The sequence below is a fragment of the Cupriavidus sp. HE11 genome, from assembly GCF_056097175.1.
Genome location: NZ_CP184465.1, coordinates 52,629 through 72,929 on the forward strand (window position 1 = coordinate 52,629; position 20,301 = coordinate 72,929).

The 20,301-nt window shown below is 66.1% G+C and carries 19 protein-coding genes; 10 read left to right on the forward strand and 9 right to left on the reverse strand.

Features of this window, described 5'->3' with window-relative positions:
* Nucleotides 1–7: 7 nt before the first annotated feature.
* The 4 genes from ACOABP_RS17675 to pruA form a co-directional block, all read right to left on the reverse strand.
* Entirely contained in the window at nt 8–736 is a 729-nt protein-coding gene (locus ACOABP_RS17675; protein WP_474229138.1) for an ABC transporter ATP-binding protein, read from the reverse strand.
* On the reverse strand, nt 736–1,506 hold the full coding sequence (locus ACOABP_RS17680; protein ID WP_474229140.1) for an ABC transporter ATP-binding protein: 771 nt from the start codon (nt 1,504–1,506) through the stop codon (nt 736–738). The genes ACOABP_RS17675 and ACOABP_RS17680 overlap by 1 nt, the downstream gene beginning before the upstream one ends.
* 167 nt (nt 1,507–1,673) lie before the next feature.
* Entirely contained in the window at nt 1,674–2,885 is a 1,212-nt protein-coding gene (locus tag ACOABP_RS17685) for an ABC transporter substrate-binding protein (RefSeq protein ID WP_474229141.1), read from the reverse strand.
* A gap of 45 nt (nt 2,886–2,930) precedes the next feature.
* Nucleotides 2,931–4,556 carry an L-glutamate gamma-semialdehyde dehydrogenase gene (gene pruA, locus ACOABP_RS17690; RefSeq protein WP_474229143.1) on the reverse strand — a complete coding sequence of 542 codons (1,626 nt, stop codon included), beginning with the start codon at nt 4,554–4,556 and terminating at the stop codon, nt 2,931–2,933.
* A 117-nt stretch (nt 4,557–4,673) separates the two neighbouring features.
* On the opposite strand from pruA, the gene ACOABP_RS17695 reads away from it, so the two are divergent.
* A complete protein-coding gene (locus ACOABP_RS17695; RefSeq protein WP_474229145.1) occupies nt 4,674–5,345 on the forward strand; it encodes a GntR family transcriptional regulator in 672 nt (223 codons plus the stop codon).
* An 86-nt stretch (nt 5,346–5,431) separates the two neighbouring features.
* Here the strand turns inward: ACOABP_RS17695 and ACOABP_RS17700 are convergent, their stop codons facing one another.
* Complete coding sequence (locus tag ACOABP_RS17700; RefSeq protein ID WP_474229147.1) at nt 5,432–6,034, reverse strand: helix-turn-helix domain-containing protein; 603 nt, start codon at nt 6,032–6,034, stop codon at nt 5,432–5,434.
* A gap of 98 nt (nt 6,035–6,132) precedes the next feature.
* Here ACOABP_RS17700 and kbl point away from each other — a divergent pair, with 98 nt between their 5' ends.
* The 9 genes from kbl to msuE all read left to right on the forward strand — a co-directional run bounded on the left by kbl (nt 6,133) and on the right by msuE (nt 15,167).
* Nucleotides 6,133–7,335 (forward strand): glycine C-acetyltransferase, encoded by a 1,203-nt coding sequence (kbl, locus tag ACOABP_RS17705; protein ID WP_474229149.1) that lies wholly within the window; start codon nt 6,133–6,135, stop codon nt 7,333–7,335.
* A complete protein-coding gene (locus tag ACOABP_RS17710) occupies nt 7,332–8,309 on the forward strand; it encodes an L-threonine 3-dehydrogenase (RefSeq protein ID WP_474229151.1) in 978 nt (325 codons plus the stop codon). Before kbl ends, ACOABP_RS17710 begins: the two co-directional genes overlap by 4 nt.
* Nucleotides 8,310–8,435: 126 nt before the next feature.
* On the forward strand, nt 8,436–8,900 hold the full coding sequence (locus ACOABP_RS17715) for a MarR family winged helix-turn-helix transcriptional regulator (protein WP_474229153.1): 465 nt from the start codon (nt 8,436–8,438) through the stop codon (nt 8,898–8,900).
* A gap of 5 nt (nt 8,901–8,905) precedes the next feature.
* A complete protein-coding gene (locus ACOABP_RS17720) occupies nt 8,906–10,882 on the forward strand; it encodes an FUSC family protein (RefSeq protein WP_474229155.1) in 1,977 nt (658 codons plus the stop codon).
* On the forward strand, nt 10,882–11,091 hold the full coding sequence (locus tag ACOABP_RS17725) for a DUF1656 domain-containing protein (RefSeq protein WP_066740578.1): 210 nt from the start codon (nt 10,882–10,884) through the stop codon (nt 11,089–11,091). Before ACOABP_RS17720 ends, ACOABP_RS17725 begins: the two co-directional genes overlap by 1 nt.
* On the forward strand, nt 11,088–12,062 hold the full coding sequence (locus ACOABP_RS17730; RefSeq protein ID WP_474229157.1) for an efflux RND transporter periplasmic adaptor subunit: 975 nt from the start codon (nt 11,088–11,090) through the stop codon (nt 12,060–12,062). The genes ACOABP_RS17725 and ACOABP_RS17730 overlap by 4 nt, the downstream gene beginning before the upstream one ends.
* Nucleotides 12,059–13,552: an efflux transporter outer membrane subunit gene (locus tag ACOABP_RS17735; protein ID WP_474229159.1), complete on the forward strand. Its 1,494-nt coding sequence runs from the start codon at nt 12,059–12,061 to the stop codon at nt 13,550–13,552. The genes ACOABP_RS17730 and ACOABP_RS17735 overlap by 4 nt, the downstream gene beginning before the upstream one ends.
* Before the next feature lie 122 nt (nt 13,553–13,674).
* The gene (locus ACOABP_RS17740) at nt 13,675–14,433 is read left to right on the forward strand and encodes a MetQ/NlpA family ABC transporter substrate-binding protein (RefSeq protein WP_474230589.1); all 759 of its coding nucleotides are present in this window, start codon (nt 13,675–13,677) and stop codon (nt 14,431–14,433) included.
* Between the two features lie 170 nt (nt 14,434–14,603).
* Nucleotides 14,604–15,167, forward strand: a complete 564-nt coding sequence (msuE, locus tag ACOABP_RS17745; protein ID WP_474229160.1) for an FMN reductase — start codon at nt 14,604–14,606, stop codon at nt 15,165–15,167.
* Between the two features lie 12 nt (nt 15,168–15,179).
* On the opposite strand, the gene ACOABP_RS17750 is transcribed toward msuE, so the two are convergent.
* From ACOABP_RS17750 to ACOABP_RS17765, 4 genes are all read right to left on the reverse strand, one after another.
* Nucleotides 15,180–16,661 carry an amidase gene (locus ACOABP_RS17750; protein ID WP_474229162.1) on the reverse strand — a complete coding sequence of 494 codons (1,482 nt, stop codon included), beginning with the start codon at nt 16,659–16,661 and terminating at the stop codon, nt 15,180–15,182.
* Between the two features lie 140 nt (nt 16,662–16,801).
* Entirely contained in the window at nt 16,802–17,650 is an 849-nt protein-coding gene (gene fghA / locus ACOABP_RS17755; RefSeq protein WP_474229163.1) for an S-formylglutathione hydrolase, read from the reverse strand.
* Nucleotides 17,651–17,661: 11 nt separating this feature from the next.
* Nucleotides 17,662–18,768, reverse strand: coding sequence for an S-(hydroxymethyl)glutathione dehydrogenase/class III alcohol dehydrogenase (locus ACOABP_RS17760; protein WP_474229164.1), 1,107 nt, complete (start codon nt 18,766–18,768; stop codon nt 17,662–17,664).
* 124 nt (nt 18,769–18,892) lie between these two features.
* Nucleotides 18,893–20,284 carry an NTP/NDP exchange transporter gene (locus ACOABP_RS17765; RefSeq protein WP_474229166.1) on the reverse strand — a complete coding sequence of 464 codons (1,392 nt, stop codon included), beginning with the start codon at nt 20,282–20,284 and terminating at the stop codon, nt 18,893–18,895.
* Nucleotides 20,285–20,301 lie beyond the last annotated feature (17 nt).

Here is a 20,301-nt window from a genome sequence, read left to right on the forward strand (position 1 = left end):
TCCCTTGTTATACGCCAAGCAGTTCGTTCAGCACCGGCATCTTGGCCTGCAGCTCGCTGGCGGCAAAGCGCTCGACGATGGCGCCGTGCTCCATCACGTAGAAGCGGTCGGCCAGCGGCGCGGCGAAGCGGAAGTTCTGCTCCACCATCACCACGGTGTAGCCCTTCTTCTTCAGCATCAGGATCATTCGCGCCAGCGCCTGCACGATCACCGGGGCCAGGCCCTCGGAGATTTCATCGAACAGCAGCAGGTTCGCGCCCGTGCGCAGGATGCGGCCCACGGCCAGCATCTGCTGTTCGCCGCCGGACAGCCGCGTGCCCTGGCTCTGCTTGCGTTCCCGCAGGTTCGGGAACATCTCGTAGATCTCGGCCTCGCTCATGCCCGGGGTGTCGCCACCCTTGGCGCCCTTGAGCACCGGCGGCAGCAGCAGGTTTTCCTCGCACGACAGGCTGGAAAAGATTGCCCGCTCTTCCGGGCAGTAGCCGATGCCGTAGTGCGCGATCTTGTGCGTGGGCAGGCTGATGGTCTCGTTGCCGTTGATCTTGATCGATCCCTTGCGCGTGCCGGTCAGCCCCATGATCGCGCGCATGGTGGTGGTGCGGCCCGCGCCATTGCGGCCCAGCAACGTCACCACCTCGCCACGGTTCACGGTCAGGTCCACGCCGTGCAGGATGTGCGATTCGCCGTACCAGGCGTGCAGGTCCTTGATTTCGAGTGCGGGAATATTCGCGGTCATCAGTGCGCTCCCTGCAGTTCGGCATCGGCGGTGCCCATGTAGGCTTCCATCACGCGCGGGTCCTTCGACACTTCGGCGTACGGGCCTTCGGCCTGGATGGCGCCACGCTGCAGCACCGTGATCTTGTCGGCAATCGACGACACCACGTTCATGTTGTGCTCGACCATCAGGATGGTGCGGCCAGCCGACACCTTCTTGATCAGTTGCGTCACGCGGTCCACGTCCTCGTGGCCCATGCCCTGCGTGGGTTCGTCCAGCAGCATCAGCTCGGGCTCCATCGCCAGCGTGGTGGCGATCTCCAGCGCGCGCTTGCGGCCATACGGCAGGTTGACGGTGGTGGTCTCGGCGAACTCGGTCAGGCCCACCTGGTCCAGCAGTTCCATGGCGCGCGCGTCGAGCACGTCGAGCGACCGCTCGCTGCGCCAGAACTGGAACGCGGTGCCCAGTTGGCGCTGCAGGCCGATGCGCACGTTCTCGCGCACGCTCAGGTGCGGGAACACGGCGGAAATCTGGAACGACCGGATCACGCCGCGCCGCGCAATCTGTGCGGGCTTCTCGCGCGTGATGTCGATGCCGTTGAAAAGGATGGTGCCCGTGGTGGGCTCCAGGAATTTGGTGAGCAGGTTGAAGCAGGTGGTCTTGCCCGCGCCGTTCGGTCCGATCAATGCATGGATCGAGCCGCGACGCACCTGCAGGTCCACACCGCTGACCGCCGTAAAGCCCTTGAAGGACTTGGTCAGGTTGTGGACTTCCAGTACGTTGGTAGTCATTCGTTCGGGAGATAGGGACGTGGGTCTTCTCCCCTCTCCCGCGAGCGGGAGAGGGGCGGGGGAGAGGGCGGGCTTCTCAAGATGCGGAAGCGGATGTTCGCGCCGCCGCGCCCGGTCCCCCAACCCCTTTCCCGCCACGCGGGAGAGGGGCGCAAAAAGCCGTGGGTTTACTTCTTGACCAGCGGGCAGCGTGATTGCGACAGCGGCTGGAAGGCTTCCTCGGCCGGCACGGTGGCCACGAGCTTCAGGTAGTCCCACGGCGACTTGGATTCAGCGGGCTTCTTCACTTCCATCAGGTACATGTCGTGCATCATCCGGCCGTCGGCGCGGATGTAGCCGTTCTTGGCAAAGGCGTCATTGATCTTCGCCTTCTTCAGCGCAGCCATCACGGTGTCCGAATCGTCGCTGCCGGTGGCCTGCACGGCCTTCAGGTACTGCAGCACGGCCGAGTAGGTGCCGGCGTGGACCATGTTCGGCATGCGTTTCATGCGCGCGAAGAAGCGGCTGCCAAACTCGCGCGTCTGCGGGTTCAGGTCCCAGTACCAGGCGTCGGTCATCTTCATGCCCTGCGTCAGCTTCAGCCCCAGGCTGTGCACGTCGCTGATCGTCATCAGCAGGCCCACCAGCGTCTGGTTCTTGGGCAGGCCGAAGTCGTTGGCTGCCTTGATCGCGTTGATGGTGTCGCCGCCGCCGTTTGCCAGCGCCACGACCTGGGCCTTGGACGACTGTGCCTGCAGCACGAACGACGAGAAGTCCGACGCGTTCAACGGGTGCTTGACCTGGCCCACCACGCTGCCGCCCGACGCCTTCACCACGTCGGCCGTGGCCGTTTCCAGCGACGCGCCGAACGCGTAGTCGGCGGTCAGGAAGTACCAGCTCTTCAGGCCCTGCTTGACCATGGCCTTGCCGGCCACGTTGGCCAGCGCGTAGGTGTCGTACACGTAATGCACGATGTACGGCGAGCATTCCTCGTTGGTGTGGCGCAGGTTGGCACCGCCGGTGATCAGCGAGATGCGCTTCTTTTCCGAGGCGATGCGCGACACGGCCAGGGCGACCGACGAGTTGGGCAGGTCGACGATGGCGTCCACGCCGTCACGGTCGATCCACTCCCGCGCGCGGGCGCTGCCGATGTCGGCCTTGTTCTGGTGGTCGGCAGTGACCAGCTCGATCTTCTTGCCGGGCAGGCCGTTGCCAAAGTCCTCGATCGCCATCTTGGCCGCTTCGACGGAACCCTTGCCGGCATAGTCCAGGTAGACGCCGGACAGGTCGGTCATCACGCCGATCTTGACGACATCGCCCGAAATGGCCGCGCTGGCGGCGCCGGCAAGGACGGACAGGCTGCACGCCAGGGCGGCGGACAACAGGGTGGCTCGCTTCATCTTCTTATCTCCGTGTGGTGTGGCTTGAAAGCGTTGCGTGGCGGGTCAGGCCGCCATGTGCGGGTAGCGGTAGTCGGCCGGCGGCACGAATGTCTCCTTGACCGTGCGCGGCGACACCCAGCGCAGCAGGTTCAGCGGCGAGCCGGCCTTGTCGTTGGTGCCGCTGCGGCGTGCGCCGCCAAACGGTTGCTGGCCCACCACGGCCCCGGTGGGCTTGTCGTTGATATAGAAATTGCCGGCGGCGAAGCGCAGCGCGTCGGATGCCTGCGCGACGGCAGTGCGGTCGTTGGCGAAAATCGCACCGGTCAGGGCATACGGGCTGGTGCCGTCCACCAGCGCCAGCACTGCGGGCCACTGCTTGTCGGCGTACACGTAGACGCTCAGCACGGGGCCGAACAGTTCGGTTTCCATCAGCGTGTGGCGCGGATCGTCGACTTCGAGCACGGTCGGGTCGATGAAATAGCCCACGCTGTCGTCGGCCTTGCCGCCGGTCACGACCTTGACGCCACTGTCGCCGGCTGCGCGTTGCAGGTGGCCGGCGATGCGGTCGAAGGCGCGGCGGTCGATCACGGCGCCCATGAAATTGGTGAAGTCGGTCACATCGCCCATGCGGATCGTCTCGACCAGTGCCACCAGGCGCTCGCGTACCTTCGGCCACAACGAAGCGGGGATGTACGCGCGCGATGCAGCACTGCACTTCTGGCCCTGGTATTCGAAGGCCCCGCGCAGCAGCGCCACGGCCAGCGTTTCCACGTCGGCGGACGGGTGCGCCAGCACAAAGTCCTTGCCGCCGGTCTCGCCCACCAGGCGCGGATAGCCGCGGTAGCGCGACACATTGCGGCCGACTTCGCCCCACAGCGTGTCGAACACGGCAGTCGATCCCGTGAAGTGGATGCCGGCCAGTTCCGGGCGCGCCAGCACGGCGTTGCTGACCGCCACCGGGTCGCCCGGCACGAAGTTGATGACGCCCTTGGGCAGGCCCGCGGCCTCCAGCAGTTCCATGAACAGGTAGTTCGACAGCGACGCCGTGGCCGCCGGCTTCCACAGCACGGTGTTGCCCATCAGCGCCGGGGCGATGGCCAGGTTGCCGCCGATGGCCGTGAAGTTGAACGGCGTCACGGCGTAGACGAAGCCTTCCAGCGGGCGGTATTCCAGGTGATTGCGCAGGCCCGGCGACGAGATTGGCTGGCCAGCCGCCAGTTCGTGGGCGAACTGCACGTTGAAACGCAGGAAGTCGATCAACTCGCAGGCCGAGTCGATTTCCGCCTGGTAGGCGGTCTTGCCCTGGCCGAGCATGGTCGCGGCGTTGAGTCGGGCGCGCCACGGGCCGGCCAGCAGGTCGGCGGCCTTGAGGAAAACGGCGGAGCGATCGGCCAGCGTGGCCCGGCTCCAGTCGCGCTGCGCCGAGACTGCGGCGCCGATTGCTGCGTCGATGGTGGCCTGGTCGGCATTGTGGACACGGCCCAGGCGCTGCGCGTGGGCGTGCGGGGCGCACACGTCGGTGGTGTTGCCGCTGGCAATGCGCTCGCCGCCCACCACGGCGGGAATTTCCTGGACGCGTGCCTGCTGCACGCCCAGTTCGGCGATCAGGGCCTGGCGTTCGGCGCTGCCCGGCGCATACGACAGAACGGTTTCATTGATGGCTTTTGGATAGAGATTGTTTGCAGACATATACGACTGTGAGTTTATTGGATACGTGTGTTAGAAATTGGATCCAATATAGCAGCGCAAATATTCAGGCACAATAGGGACCTCACTCGAATCGCACACCGATCTCCAGCACCTCCCATGTCCACGCAAACGGGCCGCGCAAGCGCCCCTACCAAGGGTTTACCCCAGATCATTCGCGACCAGCTTCGCTACGACATCCTCAAAGGCACGCTGCCGGCGGGCGCGCAGTTGCGCCAGGACGCACTGGCCGAGCGCTTCAACGCGAGCCGGATTCCGGTGCGCGAGGCGCTGCGCCAGCTTGAAACGGAAGGGTTGGTGACCTACCAGCGCAACCGTGGCGCGGTGGTGTCAGGCATGGACGTGACGCAGATATGCGAACTGCTCGATATCCGCGTGGCGCTGGAATGCCATGCGGCGCGGCTGGGCGTGCCAAACATGGTTCAGCAGGACTTCCAGCAGATGCAGGAAATCCTGGATGCGTACTCGCAATCCGAATCGCTGGTGGAGTGGGCCGAATACAACAGGCGCTTTCACCTGGCGCTGTGCGCGCCGGCCAACAACCGCAAACTGCGCCGGCTGATCGAGGAGTTCTGCCTCAATACGGATCGCTACACGCACGAGCAGATGTCGCTGGCCACCGGCAAGGAAGGGCCGCAGGCCGACCACTACCGCATCCTGGAAGCGTGCAAGGCACGCGATGCGGAAGAAGTGGCGAAATTGCTGGAGGAACACATCCTCGAAACCAAGCGCAACCTGCTGGCCAGCGAGCGGATGAAAGAAGAGGATTGAGGAGTGGGGCGGGTGGACGAATCGAGGTCGGCGGGCGAGGCCGGGCGGCCTCGATGAGCCCGGCTATCCCCCCAAACCTTGTCGCCTTAGCCCGGATGCACGACGACCAGCAGCGCCGTCGCCAGGCTCTTGCCCGGATTGGCAATCGCATGGGTCACGTCCGCGCCATAGCGGGCGGTTTCTCCATGCTTGAGTTTCTTTTCATCCCCGGCTGACCGCACGGTCATCGTTCCGCCAAGCACCGACAAGTGCTCTTGCGTGCCCGATTCGTGCGGCTCCGACGCCAGCACACCCCCGGGCTGGATCGTCAGTTCATACCATTCAAAGCGCCCTGCCAGGTCGATCGGACCCAGGATGCGCAGTTCGCAGCGCCCGTCCGGGCTCTTCAGCGCCGGTACCGCGTGCGCCTGCACCACCGTCACGGCCGGCGCCGGGGCAGATGCCGACCCCTGGGCCAGAAAGTCCGTCAGGCTCACCCCGAGCGCGTTTGCCAGCCGCCAAAGTACCGCCACGGTGGGATTGGCGAGGTTCCGTTCGATCTGCGACAGCATAGACTTGGAGACACCGGCGCGGCGCGACAGGTCGTCCAGCGACAGCTGCTGGCTTTGTCGCAGCGCCTGCAGGGCGCTGCCTACCGCCGGTGGGCCGTCGACGGCAGCGGGCGGTTTGGCGGGTGAGGGTTGCGTCATCGACATTCGTTCGTTATAGTGCACGACACGTTCGTTATATAGAACACGTTCGATTTATCGATCGAACGATCCGAGACACTACCACCGGGAGTCTGGCCATGTCGAGTGCCGAGGCTTTTTATGCATCGATCCGCGCGGAAGTCGATGCCATCCGCGAAGCGGGGCTGTACAAGCGCGAGCGCATCATCGCCACGCCGCAGGGCGCCACCATCCGCACGGCGGACGGCCGCGAGGTCATCAACCTGTGCGCCAACAACTATCTTGGCCTGTCGTCGCACCCCAAGGTGATCGACGCCGCCCATGAAGCGCTGCGCACGCATGGCTACGGGCTGTCGTCGGTGCGCTTCATCTGCGGCACGCAGGACTTGCACAAGGAACTGGAAGGCCGGCTGGCCCGTTTCCTGGGCACCGAAGACACCATCCTCTATGGCTCGGCATTCGACGCCAATGGCGGCCTGTTCGAAACGCTGCTGGGCGCCGAAGACGCCGTGATCAGCGACGAACTGAACCATGCGTCGATCATCGACGGCATCCGCCTGTCGAAGGCACGCCGCTATCGCTACAGGCACAACGACCTGGACGACCTGCGTGCGCAGTTGAAGCAGGCCGACGCCGAGGGCGCCCGCTTCAAGCTGGTGTTCAGCGACGGCGTGTTTTCGATGGATGGCACGGTGGCGCGCCTGGACGAGATGCGCAAGATCTGCGACGAGCACGGGGCACTGCTGGGCATCGACGAATGCCATGCCACAGGTTTCATGGGGCAGCGCGGCCGCGGCACGCATGAGGCGCGCGGCGTGTTCGGCAAGATCGACATCATCACCGGCACGTTGGGCAAGGCGCTGGGCGGGGCATCGGGCGGGTTTACTTCCGGCCGCAAGGAGGTGATCGAACTGCTGCGCCAGCGGTCGCGGCCTTACCTGTTCTCGAATACGGTGGCGCCGGCCATCGTGGGCGGCAGCATCGCGGTGCTGGACCTGCTGGAAGGCAGCACCGAACTGCGCGACAGGCTGGAGCGGAACACGAAGTTCTTCCGCGACGGCATCGTGAAGCTGGGCTACGACATCAAGCCCGGCGACCATCCGATCGTGCCAATCATGGTGTACGACGCCGAGCGCGCCCAGAAGCTGGCCGACCGGCTGCTGGAACTGGGCGTCTACGTGGTGGGCTTCTTCTATCCCGTGGTGCCGAAGGGCCAGGCGCGCATCCGCGTGCAGATGAGCGCGATCCACGATGAAAGCACGTTGCGTCCCGCACTGGACGCGTTCGCCCAGGCCGGGCGCGAGCTGGGACTGATTCCATGACTGACGCGGTAAACAATGCGGTGCCAAAGATCCTGATCATCGGCGCCAACGGGCAACTGGGATCGGAGCTGGCACTGGCGCTGGCCGAGCGCTTCGGCCGCGAGCAGGTCGTGACGTCGGACGTGGTGCCAACCGGGCGCCACGTGCACATCGCCCACGAGATGCTCAATGTCACCGACCGGGGCGAACTGACCACGGTGATCGAGCGGCATGGCATCACGCAGATCTACCTGCTGGCGGCGGCGTTGTCCGCCACGGGTGAGAAGGCGCCGCAATGGGCGTGGAACCTGAACATGACCGGGCTGCTGAACGTGCTGGAGGCAGCGCGGCATCACGGCATCCAGCGCGTGTTCTGGCCCAGTTCGATTGCCGCGTTCGGCCCGACCACGCCGCGCGTGGATACCCCGCAGAAGACCGTGATGGAGCCCACCACGGTCTATGGCATCTCCAAGCAGGCCGGCGAAGGGTGGTGCCGCTGGTATTTCGAGAACCATGGCGTGGACGTGCGCAGCGTGCGCTATCCGGGGCTGATCTCGCACAAGACGCCGCCGGGCGGCGGCACCACTGACTACGCGGTCGACATCTTCCATTACGCGGTGCGTGGCGAGCCCTATACGTGCTTTTTGAATGCCGACGAGCGCCTGCCGATGATGTATATGCCCGACGCCATTCGCGCCACGCTGGAACTGATGGAAGCCCCGCGCGATGCGGTGCGCGAGCGTGGCAGCTACAACCTGGCCGGCATGAGCTTCACGCCGGCCGAGATCGCCGAGGCCATCCGCAAACGTGAACCGGGCTTCGAAATCCGCTACGAGGCCGACTACCGGCAGGCCATTGCGCAGGGCTGGCCCGATTCGATCGATGACAGCGCCGCGCGCCAGGACTGGGGCTGGCAGCCGCAGTACGGGCTGCAGGAGATGGTGGATGACATGCTGGAAAATCTGCGTACCATCGCGCCTCTCGTTGTGACGTAAAGACCATTTTCAAATCCTGCGGCGGCGGTTTTCGGCATCCAGATCATATGTGCCGAATATAAGACGTGAACTAATTCGCAAAGAAATCATTTGCATCCTAATTAATTCACGTCTATCATTCGGCCCATGCCACAGATCGACACCCTCCGATTCGCCTTTACCGGCCAGCTGATGCTGTCCGGTCGACAATGGCGACAGATCAGCCAGGCCGCTGTCACCGCCCACGGCATTTCCGCCGCGGCCGCCGCGCCTTTGCTGTTTATCCGTCGCCTTGGCGGCGGTGTACGCCAGGTCACGCTGGCCGACTATGTGGGGGTGGAAGGTGCCACCCTGGTGCGGCTGGTGGATCAGCTTTGCGCGGCCGACCTGGTGCGCCGCGAGGTGGATCCGAGCGACCGGCGCGCCAACGTGCTGTCGCTGACCGAGGCCGGCGAACGCATGGCCGAGCGTATCGAGGTGGAACTCAAGCAGTTGCGTGCCGAGGTGTTCGCGGATATCAGCGAAGCCGACATGGCTGCCTCGCTGCGGGTGCTCGACGCGCTGTCACGCGCCGCGGCGGCCGCTTCGGCATCGGGCAAGCAGGAGTCCTGAGCGCCATGATGAGTTGGCCGTCCGCCAGGGACTGGGTGTTTTCCTTCAAGGCCTTCATCGCCGCGATGCTGGCGCTCTACATAGCGATGTACCTGGGGCTGCCCCGCCCGTACTGGGCGATGGGTTCCGTCTATATCGTGGCGCACCCGCTCACGGGTGCCACGCGTTCGAAGGCCCTGTATCGTGTGCTGGGCACGCTGCTCGGTGCCGCAGCGGGCATTGCCATGGTGCCGCCGCTCGTGAATTCGCCGCCGTTGCTGATGGGCGCGGTCGCCATCTGGGTGGCCTGCCTGCTCTACGTGGCGCTGATGCACCGCACGCCGCGCAGCTATGTGTTCATGCTGGCCGCCTACACCCTGCCGCTGGTGGCGCTGCCATCGGTCGACAACCCGGTTGGCATCTTCGATCTTGCGGTGGCCCGCTCCGAGGAAATCTGCCTGGGCATCCTGTGCGCGGCCGTGGTCGGCGCGGTCATCATGCCGGCCAGTGTGGCGAACGTGCTGTGCGACAAGTCGCGCCAGTGGATGGCCGACGCGACGCTGTGGGCCTCCGACATGCTGTCGCCGGCGCCTGGCGCGTCGGTGTCGCGCCATCACAGCCGCCACCGTCTGGCGGCAGATATCCTGGCGCTGGACCAACTGATCAGCCAGTTGAGCTACGACGCCGAAAGCACTGCCCGGGTGCGTGCCGCACGCGAACTGCGCGGGCGCATGACCATGCTGCTGCCGGTGATGGCGTCGTTCGCGACCCTCGTCGAATCGCTGCAGGCCGCGGGTGGCTTGCCCGCGCCGCTGGCTGCGCAGATGCAGGCGGTCAAGGCCTGGATCCAGGGCGGCGCTGCCGCCGATGCGCGGCCCGAGCTGACTGCCGCGCCGCTGCAGGACGGCTGGGATGCAGCGCTGGTCACGGCGGCGGAAGACCGGCTCCAGCAGATGCTGGCGCTCTGGCATGACTGCGTGACGCTGTGCCGCCGCCTGGGCGAAAAGCATATCGAAGGCCAGTGGGTGCCCGAATTCCTGCGCTGGGAAGTGGGCCGTGCGCGCCACTACGATCACGGCATGCTGCTGTTCTCGGTAGTGACCGTCGCCATGGCGATCTACGCGATGGGCATGGTATGGATCCACACCGGCTGGGCCGACGGGGCCGGGGCGGTGGCGCTGGGCGCCATCTCCTGCTGTTTCTTTGCCGCGCTGGACGAACCGGCGCCGATGATCCGGTCGTTCTTCAACTGGAACGTGGTCTGCCTGCTGATTTCGCTGGTGATGCTGTTTGCAGTGCTGCCCGTCGCGCATGACTTCGAAATGCTGGTGCTGATGTTTGCCGTGCCGTACCTGATCATCGGCCTGCTCGTGGCCCAGCCGCGCCTGGCGATGATCGGCATGCCGCTGGCAGTGGTCACGGCCAACGACATCGGCATCCAGGGTGCGTACAGCGCCAACTTCCAGTCGTTCTTCAACAGTAATGTGGCCGGCATCGCGGGCATCGCATTCGCGCTGGTGTGGACGCTGGTGGTGCGGCCGTTCGGTACGCGGGCCGCCACGCGCCGGCTGGTGCGGGCCGGCTGGAGCGATATCGCCGACAACGCGCTGGGCAAGCACCCCGATTCGCATACCGTGCTGCGTGCCCGCATGCTCGACCGCCTGGCGCAACTGGTGCCGCGGCTGGCCGCCAGCGACAGCGAGGTCTCGACCGATGGTTTCAGCGAGGTGCGCGTGGAACTGACCGCGCTGGCCCTGCAGCGCGAGATGGCCGAAATGCCGGCCGACGAACAACATGCCGTGCGCCGTGTGCTGCGCAGCATTTCCACCTATTACAAGGCGCGCCTGGACGGCTCGGCCGATGCGCCGCCCGCCGCGCTGCGCACACGCCTGGCAAACGCACAGGAAAAGGTGCGCTCGCGCGTGGCGCTGGCCGCGCTGGTCGACATGCAGGTGGCCCTGTTTCCGCCGGCGCTGCCGGCACCCGTTTCCGGAAAAGCATGATGCCCGGTGAAATCAGTATCTATGGCGTGTTCATCCCCAGCCTGCTGGTGTGGATGCTCGCGGCCTTTCTTATCACGAGTGCCGCACGCGCTGTGTTGTCGCGGGTGGGCTTCTACCGGCTCGTGTGGCACCGATCCCTCTTCAATCTGGCGCTGTACGCGATCATCCTCGGTGGGGTGGTTGCCATGGTGCCGTGGCTGCAATCATGAAACTCAGACTCTCTTCGCTCGGGCCGGTCGTGTTGACGCTGGCCGTCACCGCCGTTGGCGCGGTCGTTGTCAAACACCTGTGGGACTACTACACGGTAGCCCCGTGGACCCGCGACGGGCACATCCGTGCCGACGTGGTGCAGGTGGCGCCTGATGTTTCGGGGCTGGTCACGCGCATAGCGGTGAAGGACAACCAGCACGTGAAGGCCGGCGACGTCCTGTTCGAGATCGACCACGAGCGCTATGCGCTGGCGCTGCGCCAGGCGGAAGCCACCGCCGCGGCGGTGCGTGCCAATCTGGGCCAGGCACGTCGCGAGGCATCGCGCAGCCAGAAGCTGTCCGATGTGGTGTCGAAGGAAATCATTGAAGAAGGCCTGTCCAAGGTACAGCAGGGCGAAGCCCAGCTGGCCCAGGCCGACGCGGCCATCGGCGTGGCGAAGCTGAACCTGGAACGCACCAGGGTGTTGAGCCCGGTGGAAGGCTACGTCAACGACCGCCTGCCGCGCCTGGGCGACTATGTGGTGACCGGCAAGCCGGTGCTGTCGATGGTGGACTCGAACTCGTTCCACGTGGAAGGGTATTTCGAGGAAACCAAGCTGCAGGGCATCCATATCGGCAGCACGGTCGATATCCGCATCATGGGCGAGAAGCGCGTGCTGCAGGGCCATGTGCAGAGCATCGCGGCCGGTATCGAGGACCGCGACCGCACCAATGGCTCGAACCTGCTGCCGAACGTGAACCCGACGTTCAACTGGGTGCGTCTGGCCCAGCGCGTGCCGGTGCGCATCCAGTTCGACCAGATGCCCGAGGACGTGCGCCTGGTGGCGGGACGTACCGCCACGGTGTCCGTAAAGGCGGATGGACAGTCGAATGACAAGCCTGCCACGCCGGCGGCGGCTGACAAGAGTGCCTCGCATGACAAGGTCGCGCTGGCCGGCAAGGGTGCGTCCACAACCGGAGTGCTGCAGTGAAACGCTTTGCCCGTGCCACGCTGGCGGCGATGTTGCCGCTGGCGCTGGCCGCCTGCATGACCGTCGGCCCCGACCACAAGGTGCCCGACGACGCGGCCGTGAAGTCTTCGGCGGCCAATGGCCCGTTCGCTCATAGCGACAGCGACGCCGTGTCCATCGCCGACGTGCCGAACGACTGGTGGCGCCTGTATGACGATCCGCATATCGACGACCTCGTGCAGCAGGCGCTGGTTGCCAATACCGATCTGCGCGTGGCGGCGGCCAACCTGAAGCGGTCGATCGCGGTCTACCACGAGGTGGAAGCCGAGAACCTGCCGGAAGCAAAATTCCGCGCCAGCGCGGAACGCGGCCAGATTGCCGGCGAGCCACTGCTGCACGAGGAAAAGATCCCGGTGATGAACTTCGGCGACATCGGGTTCCAGGTGTCGTACCTGATCGATTTCTGGGGCAAGCTCAAGCGTGCAGACGAAGCCGCGCTGGCAGCCGCCCAGGCCAGCCATGCCGCGCTGGACCAGGCCCGCGTGGGCGTGGTGGCCGAGACCGTGCGCGCCTATGTGCAGGGCTGCACGGCCACGCATGAACTGCACGTGGCCCAGCACCAGCTTGATCTGCAGGAACGCGGCGCGCAGCTGGCGCAAAAGCTGGTCGATGCCGGCCGTGGCCAGCCAACCGACGTGCTGCGTGCCCAGGCCCAGGCCGATACGCTGCGCGCGGTGCTGCCGAAGTATCGTGCCGAGCAGGAAGGTGCGGCGTACCGCCTGGCCGTAATGCTGGGCAAGCCGCCCATGGCGCTCGACGTCAAGAGCGTGTCCTGCGAACACGTGCCGGCGTTGAAGCAGCCGCTGCCCGTTGGCGACGGCACGGCGCTGCTCAAGCGCCGCCCCGATGTGCGGCAGGCCGAGCGCGAACTGGCGTCGGCCACGGCCAAGATCGGCGTGGCCACGGCCGACCTGTTCCCGCAGATCCGCATTGGCGCATCGGCCGGCTTCACCGGTATCCTCGATCACCTTGGACAGGCGCCGACCGCGCACTGGGGCTGGGGCCCGGCGCTCTCGTGGACCATTCCGACCAGTGGCACCCGTGCGCGTATCCACAATACGGAGTTCGGTGCCGAGGGCGCGCTGGCGCATTTCGATGGTGTGGTGCTGAAGGCGCTGCGTGAAACGCAGACGGCGTTGTCGGCCTACACGCACGAACTGGAGCGCAATCAGTCGCTACGCGCAGCGCGTGACAAGGCCGACGAGGCCGCGCGCCAGAATCGCCTGCTGTGGCAGGCGGGACGCTCGCCATACCTGCAGAGCCTGGATGCCGATCGCACGCTCGCCAACACCGATGCCGCGCTGGCCGCATCGGACGCGCAGGTCGCGATGGACCAGGTCAACCTGTTCCTGGCGCTGGGCGGCGGCTGGCAGAACGCGCCGGCCATCGCCAGCCATCCGGTGGTCAAGGAAGCCGGCACAAAGGTCGAGAATCAACCGGAAGCGCATTGAGGTAAGCTTGCGCCTCGGCCGCACCTATCCGGTGCGGCTGCTCCTCGATTCCCAGGATAACAATACCTATGAAGATGCTCTCGATCACGAAGAGCCTGGTTGCCGCTACCGTGGCACTGGGCATGGTAGCTGCCGGCAACGCGGCGGCGCAGGAACAGACGGTTCGCGTGGGTACCGTCAGCGGCCCGGATTCCGAAGTCTGGCAGGTGGTGCAGAAAGTGGCGAAGAAGAACGGCCTGAACGTGAAGGTCGTGGAGTTCAACGACTACGTGCAGCCGAATGCCGCGCTCGACGCCGGCGACCTGGACGCCAACAGCTTCCAGCACCAGCCGTATCTGGACAGCCAGATCAAGCAGCGTGGCTACAAGATGGTCAGCGTGGGCTACACGTATATCTCGCCGCTGGGCATCTACTCGAAGAACCTGAAGTCGCCGAAGGATCTGCCGCAAGGCGCCAAGGTGGCCGTGCCCAACGATCCGTCGAACGAGAACCGCGCGCTGCTTCTGCTGGCCGCCCAGGGTGCAATCAAGCTGAAGCCGGGTGTGGGCACCAACGGGGTGAACGCCACGCCGCTGGACATTGCCGAGAACCCGAAGAAGCTCAAGATCGTGGAACTGGACGCCGCTCAGCTGGCCCGCGCGCTGCCTGACGTGGCCGCCGCCGTGATCAACACGAACTACGCGCTGGCCGCCGGCCTGCAGCCGACCACGAACGCCATCGCGCTGGAAGACATCCATAGCCCGTACGCGAACATCATCGTGGTCCGTACGCAGGACAAGGACAAGCCGTGGGTGAAGAAGCTGGTGGCCGCGTATCAGTCCGAAGAAGTGCGTCAGTTCATGAAGACGCAGTTCAAGGGCGCGATGGTGCCGTCGTTCTAATCGGCGTCGCGCAATAGCGAGCGAGGATTGCTGCGATAACCGAAACGGCAGCCCGGGTTCACGCCCGGGCTGCCGTTTTCGCATCTATGCATATTTGAATTGGTTCGTTCGCATCGCCGGACGACGGCGCTAAGGTACGAGTCATGCCTTTTCGCCCCCGGAGATAGATTGTGTCCACGCCGCTGAAAGTTGTCGCCGTCAATGGCAGCGCCCATCAACCGTCGCGCACGCTGGTACTGATCCAGGCGCTGCTGGCCGAACTGGATCGGGGGCTCGTGCTCGACACGCAGATCGTTGACCTGAGCGAGATCGCCCGGCCGCTGGGTGCGGCGCTGACGCGCCAGGAACTGCCTGCGGAGATCGAGGCGCAGGTCGCGGCCATTGAGTCGGCCGATCTGGTGATCGCCGCGGCACCCGTGTATCGCGGCTCGTTCCCGGGGCATTTCAAGCATCTGTTCGACCTGGTCGGCATGGATGCCCTGGTCGACAAGCCGGTGCTGCTGGCGGCCACCGGCGGCAGCGATCGCCACGCGCTGGTGCTGGAGCACCAGCTGCGGCCGCTGTTCAGCTTCCTGCAGGCGCTGACGCTGCCAATTGGCGTGTACGCGTCGACGGCCGATTTCGACGGCTATCAGGTCGGCAGCGGCGCGCTGGCCGATCGCATCAAGCTGGCCGCCGACCGCGCCGCACCGCTGTTCGGTGCTTCGGCGCGGCAACTGCGGCGCGTGGCCTGACGCGTTGCTCCCTTAGCCGTCGATGGCCGGCGGCAGCCGGTCGCCGACCCAGTCGCGGGCGCGCTCGTAAGCGGCCGCCAGGCGCAGCACGCTGAGGTCGTCGCGCGGACGGCCGATCAGCTGCATGCCCATCGGCAAGCCCTCCGCATTGAATCCTGCCGGCACGCTGATCACGGGGCAGCCCGACAGCGTCCACGCCACCACCACCTCCATCCAGCGGTGATAGGTGTCCATCTGCCGGCCGGCGATGGTCTTCGGCCAATGCTGGTCGACGTCGAACGGAAACACCTGCGCGGTCGGCACGGCGATATAGTCGAACGTCTCGAATGTGCGCAGCAGCGCCTGATACCAGGCACTGCGCTGGGTGCTGGCGGCATAGAGGTCGCTGGCCCTGAGGTCGAGCGAACCCTCGATTTCCCAGATGGCCTCGGGCTTGAGCTGCGCGCGGGTGGATGGGTTGTTGTAGAGCGCCAGCCGCGCGTTGCCGGTCAGGAAATGCCGGTGCACGAGCCAGGTCTGCCAGATTTTCTCGGGCGGGTAGGGCGGCTGGATCGCGTCCACGGCCACGCCAAAATCGGGGAAGAAGCGCAGGGCTTGTTCGCACAGCGACAGGATGCCATCTTCCATCGGCAGATAACCACCCCAGTCGCCCAGCCACGCCACGCGCTTGCCGGAGAGATCGGCCTCAAGCACACCTTCGACGTTCTGCGGCGTCAGCGTGGCGAGCGTCGGGTCTTGCGGCAGCGCCTGGGGTGTGCGGGCGTCGGGGCCGGACTGGGTTGCCAGCAGCAGCGTCAGGTCGGCCACGTTGCGTGCCATCGGGCCTTCGCAGCCCAGTTGCGGCAGGAACAGCTCGGGCGCCGGGCCATAGGGCACGCGTCCCGCCGATGGCCGGAAGCCGAACACATTGCAGTACGCGGCCGGATTGCGCAGCGAGCCGCCAAAGTCGCTGCCATCGGCAACGGGCAGCATGCGCAGCGCCAGCGCCGCCGCGGCACCGCCGCTGCTGCCACCCGCTGACCGCGTGGGATCGTAAGGGTTGCGCGTGGCACCGTAGACCGGGTTGAACGTGTGCGAGCCCAGCCCGAATTCGGGCGTGTTGGTCTTGCCGATCAGGATGGCCCCGGCCTGGCGCATGCGCTCCACGATGACGGAATCGCTGGCCGGCACGTTGTCCTTGAAAATCGGCGATCCATACGTGGTGCGGATGCCGCGCGTCATCGCCAGGTCCTTCGGCGCCTGCGGCATGCCGTGCATCCAGCCTTTCGACTCCCCACGCGCCAGCGCGTCGTCGGCCGCCTGTGCCTGCGCCATCAACGCGGTATCGTCCTGCTGCGCCACGATGGCATTGCTTCCCGGATTCACGGCCGCGATATGCGCCAGATAGGCCGCCATGACTTCGCGGCTCGATACCTGCTTCGCATGAATTGCTTCGGAAAGCTGCCGGGCGGACAGCATGACGATGGGGTGGGGGCGGTAGGGGAGAGCGGACATGGATGTGCGACTCGGAGGGCGAAACGCAAATCATACGCCCGGCAATGCATGAGCAGAATGGGTCGCTTGCAACCCTTCGGCGGAAATCATCGCAAAGAAGCTGTACCACCGTATGTACAGCGGTACGGCGCGGGATGTCTTCAAAGCCGTTCCGCGTGGTGCCGGATATGGTCGGCAATGAACGTCGAGATGAAGTAGTAGCCATGGTCGTAGCCCGCGTGCCGGCGTAGCGTCAGCGGCTGGCCGACCTTGGCGCAGGCGGCCTCGAACGCTTCGGGCTGCAGTTGCTCGGTCAGGAATTTGTCGGCCAGGCCCTGGTCCACGAGGATGCCGGCGGGGAACGGGGCCGATGCCTGCCCGGCCATCAGCGCGCTGGCGTCGTGCTGGGCCCAGCGGGCGCGGTCCTCGCCCAGGTAGCCCGTGAACGCCTTCACGCCCCACGGACACTGCGACGGCGCGGCGATAGGCGCGAAGGCCGATACCGAGCGGAAGCGCTGCGGATAGCGTTGCGCCAGCACCAGTGCGCCATGGCCGCCCATTGAGTGACCGAAGATGCCGACGCGCGAGGCATCGGCGGGCAATTCGCCGGTGACCAGGTGAAACAGCTCGTCCGCCACGTAGCTTTCCATGCGCCAGTGCATGCGCCACGGCGCCTCGATGGCATCGACATAGAAGCCGGCGCCGACGCCGAAGTCCCAGGCATCGGCCTCGCCCGGCACATGCGCGCCGCGCGGGCTGGTGTCCGGTGCCACCAGGATCAGGCCATGCTGCGCCGCGTATTGCTGGGCGCCGGCCTTGATCATGAAGGTTTCCTCGGTGCAGGTCAGGCCGGCGAGGTAGAACAGCGTGGGCAGCGGTTTGGCATCAGGTGCCAGCGCCTGCCGAGGCAGGAAGACCGAGAACCGCATCGGCAGCCCGATGGCCGCCGACTGGTGCTGGTAGAAACGCTGGACGCCGCCGTGGCAGCCGTGTTCAGACAGCAGTTCCATGTGCCGTTGCCTCAGTACAGGACCACGGAGCGGATCGACTCGCCGCGCTTCATCAGGTCGAAGCCCTCGTTGATGCGGTCGAGCGGCAGCGTGTGCGTGATCAGGTCGTCGATGTTGAGCTTGCCTTCCATGTACCAGTCGACGATCTTGGGCACGTCGGTGCGGCCGCGTGCGCCGCCGAAGGCCGAACCCTTCCACTCGCGGCCTGTCACCAGCTGGAACGGCCGCGTCGAGATCTCCGCGCCGGCCTCGGCCACGCCGATGATGATCGACTTGCCCCAGCCCTTGTGGCAGCACTCCAGCGCCTGGCGCATGACCTGCGTATTGCCGATGCACTCGAACGAGTAGTCGGCGCCGCCATCGGTCAGTTGCACGATGTGGTCCACCACGTTCTCGACGTCCTTCGGATTGATGAAGTGGGTCATGCCGAACTTGCGTGCCATGGCTTCGCGGCCCGGGTTCAGGTCCACGCCGATGATCTTGTCGGCGCCCACCATCTTGGCCGCCTGGATCACGTTCAGGCCGATGCCGCCCAGGCCGAACACCACCACGTTGGCACCGGCTTCCACCTTGGCCGTGAACAGCACCGCGCCCACGCCCGTGGTCACGCCGCAGCCGATGTAGCAGACCTTGTCGAACGGCGCGTCCGGACGGATCTTGGCCAGCGCGATTTCCGGCACCACGATGTGGTTGGCGAACGTCGACGTGCCCATGTAGTGATAGATCGGCTTGCCGTCGATCGAGAAGCGCGACGTGCCGTCCGGCATCAGGCCCTTGCCCTGAGTCGAGCGGATGGCCTGGCACAGGTTGGTCTTGCGCGACAGGCAGAACTTGCACTGGCGGCATTCCGGGGTGTAGAGGGGAATCACGTGGTCGCCGGGCTTCAGCGACGTGACCCCCGGGCCCACGTCGGTAACGATGCCAGCGCCCTCGTGGCCCAGGATGGCCGGGAAGATGCCTTCGGGGTCGGCGCCGGACAGCGTGTAGTAGTCGGTGTGGCAGATGCCAGTGGCCTTGATTTCGACGAGGACTTCACCGGCACGCGGGCCGTCGAGATCTACTTCCTCGACGGTGAGCGGGGCGCCGGCTTTCCAGGCGATGGCGGCTTTGGTCTTCATGAGGCAACTCCTGTGCAAATGGGGTAGGGCGGCATGTGCCGCCAACACGGCAAGAACTATACGGGCATCGGCGCAGTGCGGCCAGACCGGCGCGCGATTATCGGCTGGCCTTGTCGGGTGGTTGTCATCGGCTGTGCTTCGCCGGGCGGGCCAGAACCGGCGGCGCGGCGCCGGCTTCCGCCACGGTCACCTGGCCTTCGTGCCGCCGTCCGAGCCACAGCCCAAGCCATGCCCAGCCGATGGCCAGCGCGGCACCAGCCAGTGCCACGGTGGCGGGGTGTCCGGACAACGCGTCGATGGCGGTGCGCACCCACGCGCTGACCGCATCGCCGGCGCGGTAGATCGCGGTGTCGATTACGTTCTTGGCCTTGTACTTGGTCTCGGGGTCGACCACCGTAAACAGCATTTCGCGGCCCGGCCGCAGCATCGCGTATTCGCCCACGCGCCGTACGATCATCGCTGCGGCCAGCACCGCGAACGTGGGCCACATGGCAAGCAGCAGAAAACCACCGGTCACGGCCAGCGGCACCGCCGTCAGCAGCGCCGTCACGCCGTAGCGCCTCGCAAGCCGGCCCGAGAAGAAGATCTGCACGAGGATGGTCAGCGCCTGCACCGTGGCATCGAGTGCGCTGAACACCTGCGTCTGCTGCGCCCGCGTGGGAAAGGCCGCCGCCACCAGGCGTGCCTGCTCGAAGTACAGGAAGGTGCTCGATGTGGCGAGCAGGATCACGAACAGGCTGATGCCAAGCAGGTAGCGCGAGCGCATGACCATCGACAGCCCTGCCCATAGCCCGCCGCCCACCGGCTGGGCTGGGTCCTGTGCCGCCAGCCCGCCTGGCGCCGTGCCATCGATCACGCCGGCCCCGAGCCGCTGCCGCCATGCAAAGAGGTAGCCCACCACTGGCAGCGTGGCGGCCAGCAGCGCCGCCGACAGCAGCATCAGCCCGGTCAGGCCAATGCGGCCCACCAGCCAGCCGCCCACCACCGGCCCGGCCAGGCCACCGGCACTGGCGCCCGCAGCGATCAGCGCGAACAGCCGCCGTGCCTGCTCGGGGCGGAACACGTCGGCCATCAGGCTCCAGGCCACCGATACCACGAACAGGTTGAACACCGACAGCCACACGTAGAACACGCGCGCCAGCCAGACGCTGTCCGGCAGCGCGCGCGTAACGCCGGCAAACGCCAGCAGGTTGGCGATGAAGAACGCGTAGACCCACGGCACGAAGCGCCGGCGCGGCAGCCATTTGCAGCAGGCACCATAGAACGGAATCGCCACCAGCATTACCACGAAGGTGGCCGTGAACAGCCATTGCAGGTTCTGCACGCCGCCCGCGATGCCCATCGTCTCGCGCACGGGCCGCAGCATGAAGTAGCTGGCGAACAGGCAGAAGAAGAACAGGAAGCCGGCCACCACGGCGGTGCGCTCGCCGGCGCGCAGGCCCAGCAGGCGGCCCTGCAAGGGGTCTTGTGATGGGCCGCCGGGTTCGGCGTTGGGGGGCAGGTCGGGTGCGTGCATGCGCCGATCGCGGCCAG

Bases quoted from the DNA above. Each gene is read 5' to 3' on its own strand.
- ACOABP_RS17720 (WP_474229155.1), top strand. From the start codon at position 8,906: ATGATGAGTTGGCCGTCCGCCAGGGACTGGGTGTTTTCCTTCAAGGCC.
- ACOABP_RS17695 (WP_474229145.1), top strand. From the start codon at position 4,674: ATGTCCACGCAAACGGGCCGCGCAAGCGCCCCTACCAAGGGTTTACCC.
- fghA (WP_474229163.1), bottom strand. From the start codon at position 17,650: ATGGAACTGCTGTCTGAACACGGCTGCCACGGCGGCGTCCAGCGTTTC.
- ACOABP_RS17700 (WP_474229147.1), bottom strand. From the start codon at position 6,034: ATGACGCAACCCTCACCCGCCAAACCGCCCGCTGCCGTCGACGGCCCA.
- kbl (WP_474229149.1), top strand. From the start codon at position 6,133: ATGTCGAGTGCCGAGGCTTTTTATGCATCGATCCGCGCGGAAGTCGAT.
- ACOABP_RS17680 (WP_474229140.1), bottom strand. From the start codon at position 1,506: ATGACTACCAACGTACTGGAAGTCCACAACCTGACCAAGTCCTTCAAG.
- ACOABP_RS17765 (WP_474229166.1), bottom strand. From the start codon at position 20,284: ATGCACGCACCCGACCTGCCCCCCAACGCCGAACCCGGCGGCCCATCA.
- ACOABP_RS17675 (WP_474229138.1), bottom strand. From the start codon at position 736: ATGACCGCGAATATTCCCGCACTCGAAATCAAGGACCTGCACGCCTGG.
- ACOABP_RS17725 (WP_066740578.1), top strand. From the start codon at position 10,882: ATGCCCGGTGAAATCAGTATCTATGGCGTGTTCATCCCCAGCCTGCTG.
- ACOABP_RS17740 (WP_474230589.1), top strand. From the start codon at position 13,675: ATGGTAGCTGCCGGCAACGCGGCGGCGCAGGAACAGACGGTTCGCGTG.
- ACOABP_RS17730 (WP_474229157.1), top strand. From the start codon at position 11,088: ATGAAACTCAGACTCTCTTCGCTCGGGCCGGTCGTGTTGACGCTGGCC.
- ACOABP_RS17760 (WP_474229164.1), bottom strand. From the start codon at position 18,768: ATGAAGACCAAAGCCGCCATCGCCTGGAAAGCCGGCGCCCCGCTCACC.
- ACOABP_RS17715 (WP_474229153.1), top strand. From the start codon at position 8,436: ATGCCACAGATCGACACCCTCCGATTCGCCTTTACCGGCCAGCTGATG.
- pruA (WP_474229143.1), bottom strand. From the start codon at position 4,556: ATGTCTGCAAACAATCTCTATCCAAAAGCCATCAATGAAACCGTTCTG.
- ACOABP_RS17685 (WP_474229141.1), bottom strand. From the start codon at position 2,885: ATGAAGCGAGCCACCCTGTTGTCCGCCGCCCTGGCGTGCAGCCTGTCC.
- ACOABP_RS17710 (WP_474229151.1), top strand. From the start codon at position 7,332: ATGACTGACGCGGTAAACAATGCGGTGCCAAAGATCCTGATCATCGGC.
- ACOABP_RS17750 (WP_474229162.1), bottom strand. From the start codon at position 16,661: ATGTCCGCTCTCCCCTACCGCCCCCACCCCATCGTCATGCTGTCCGCC.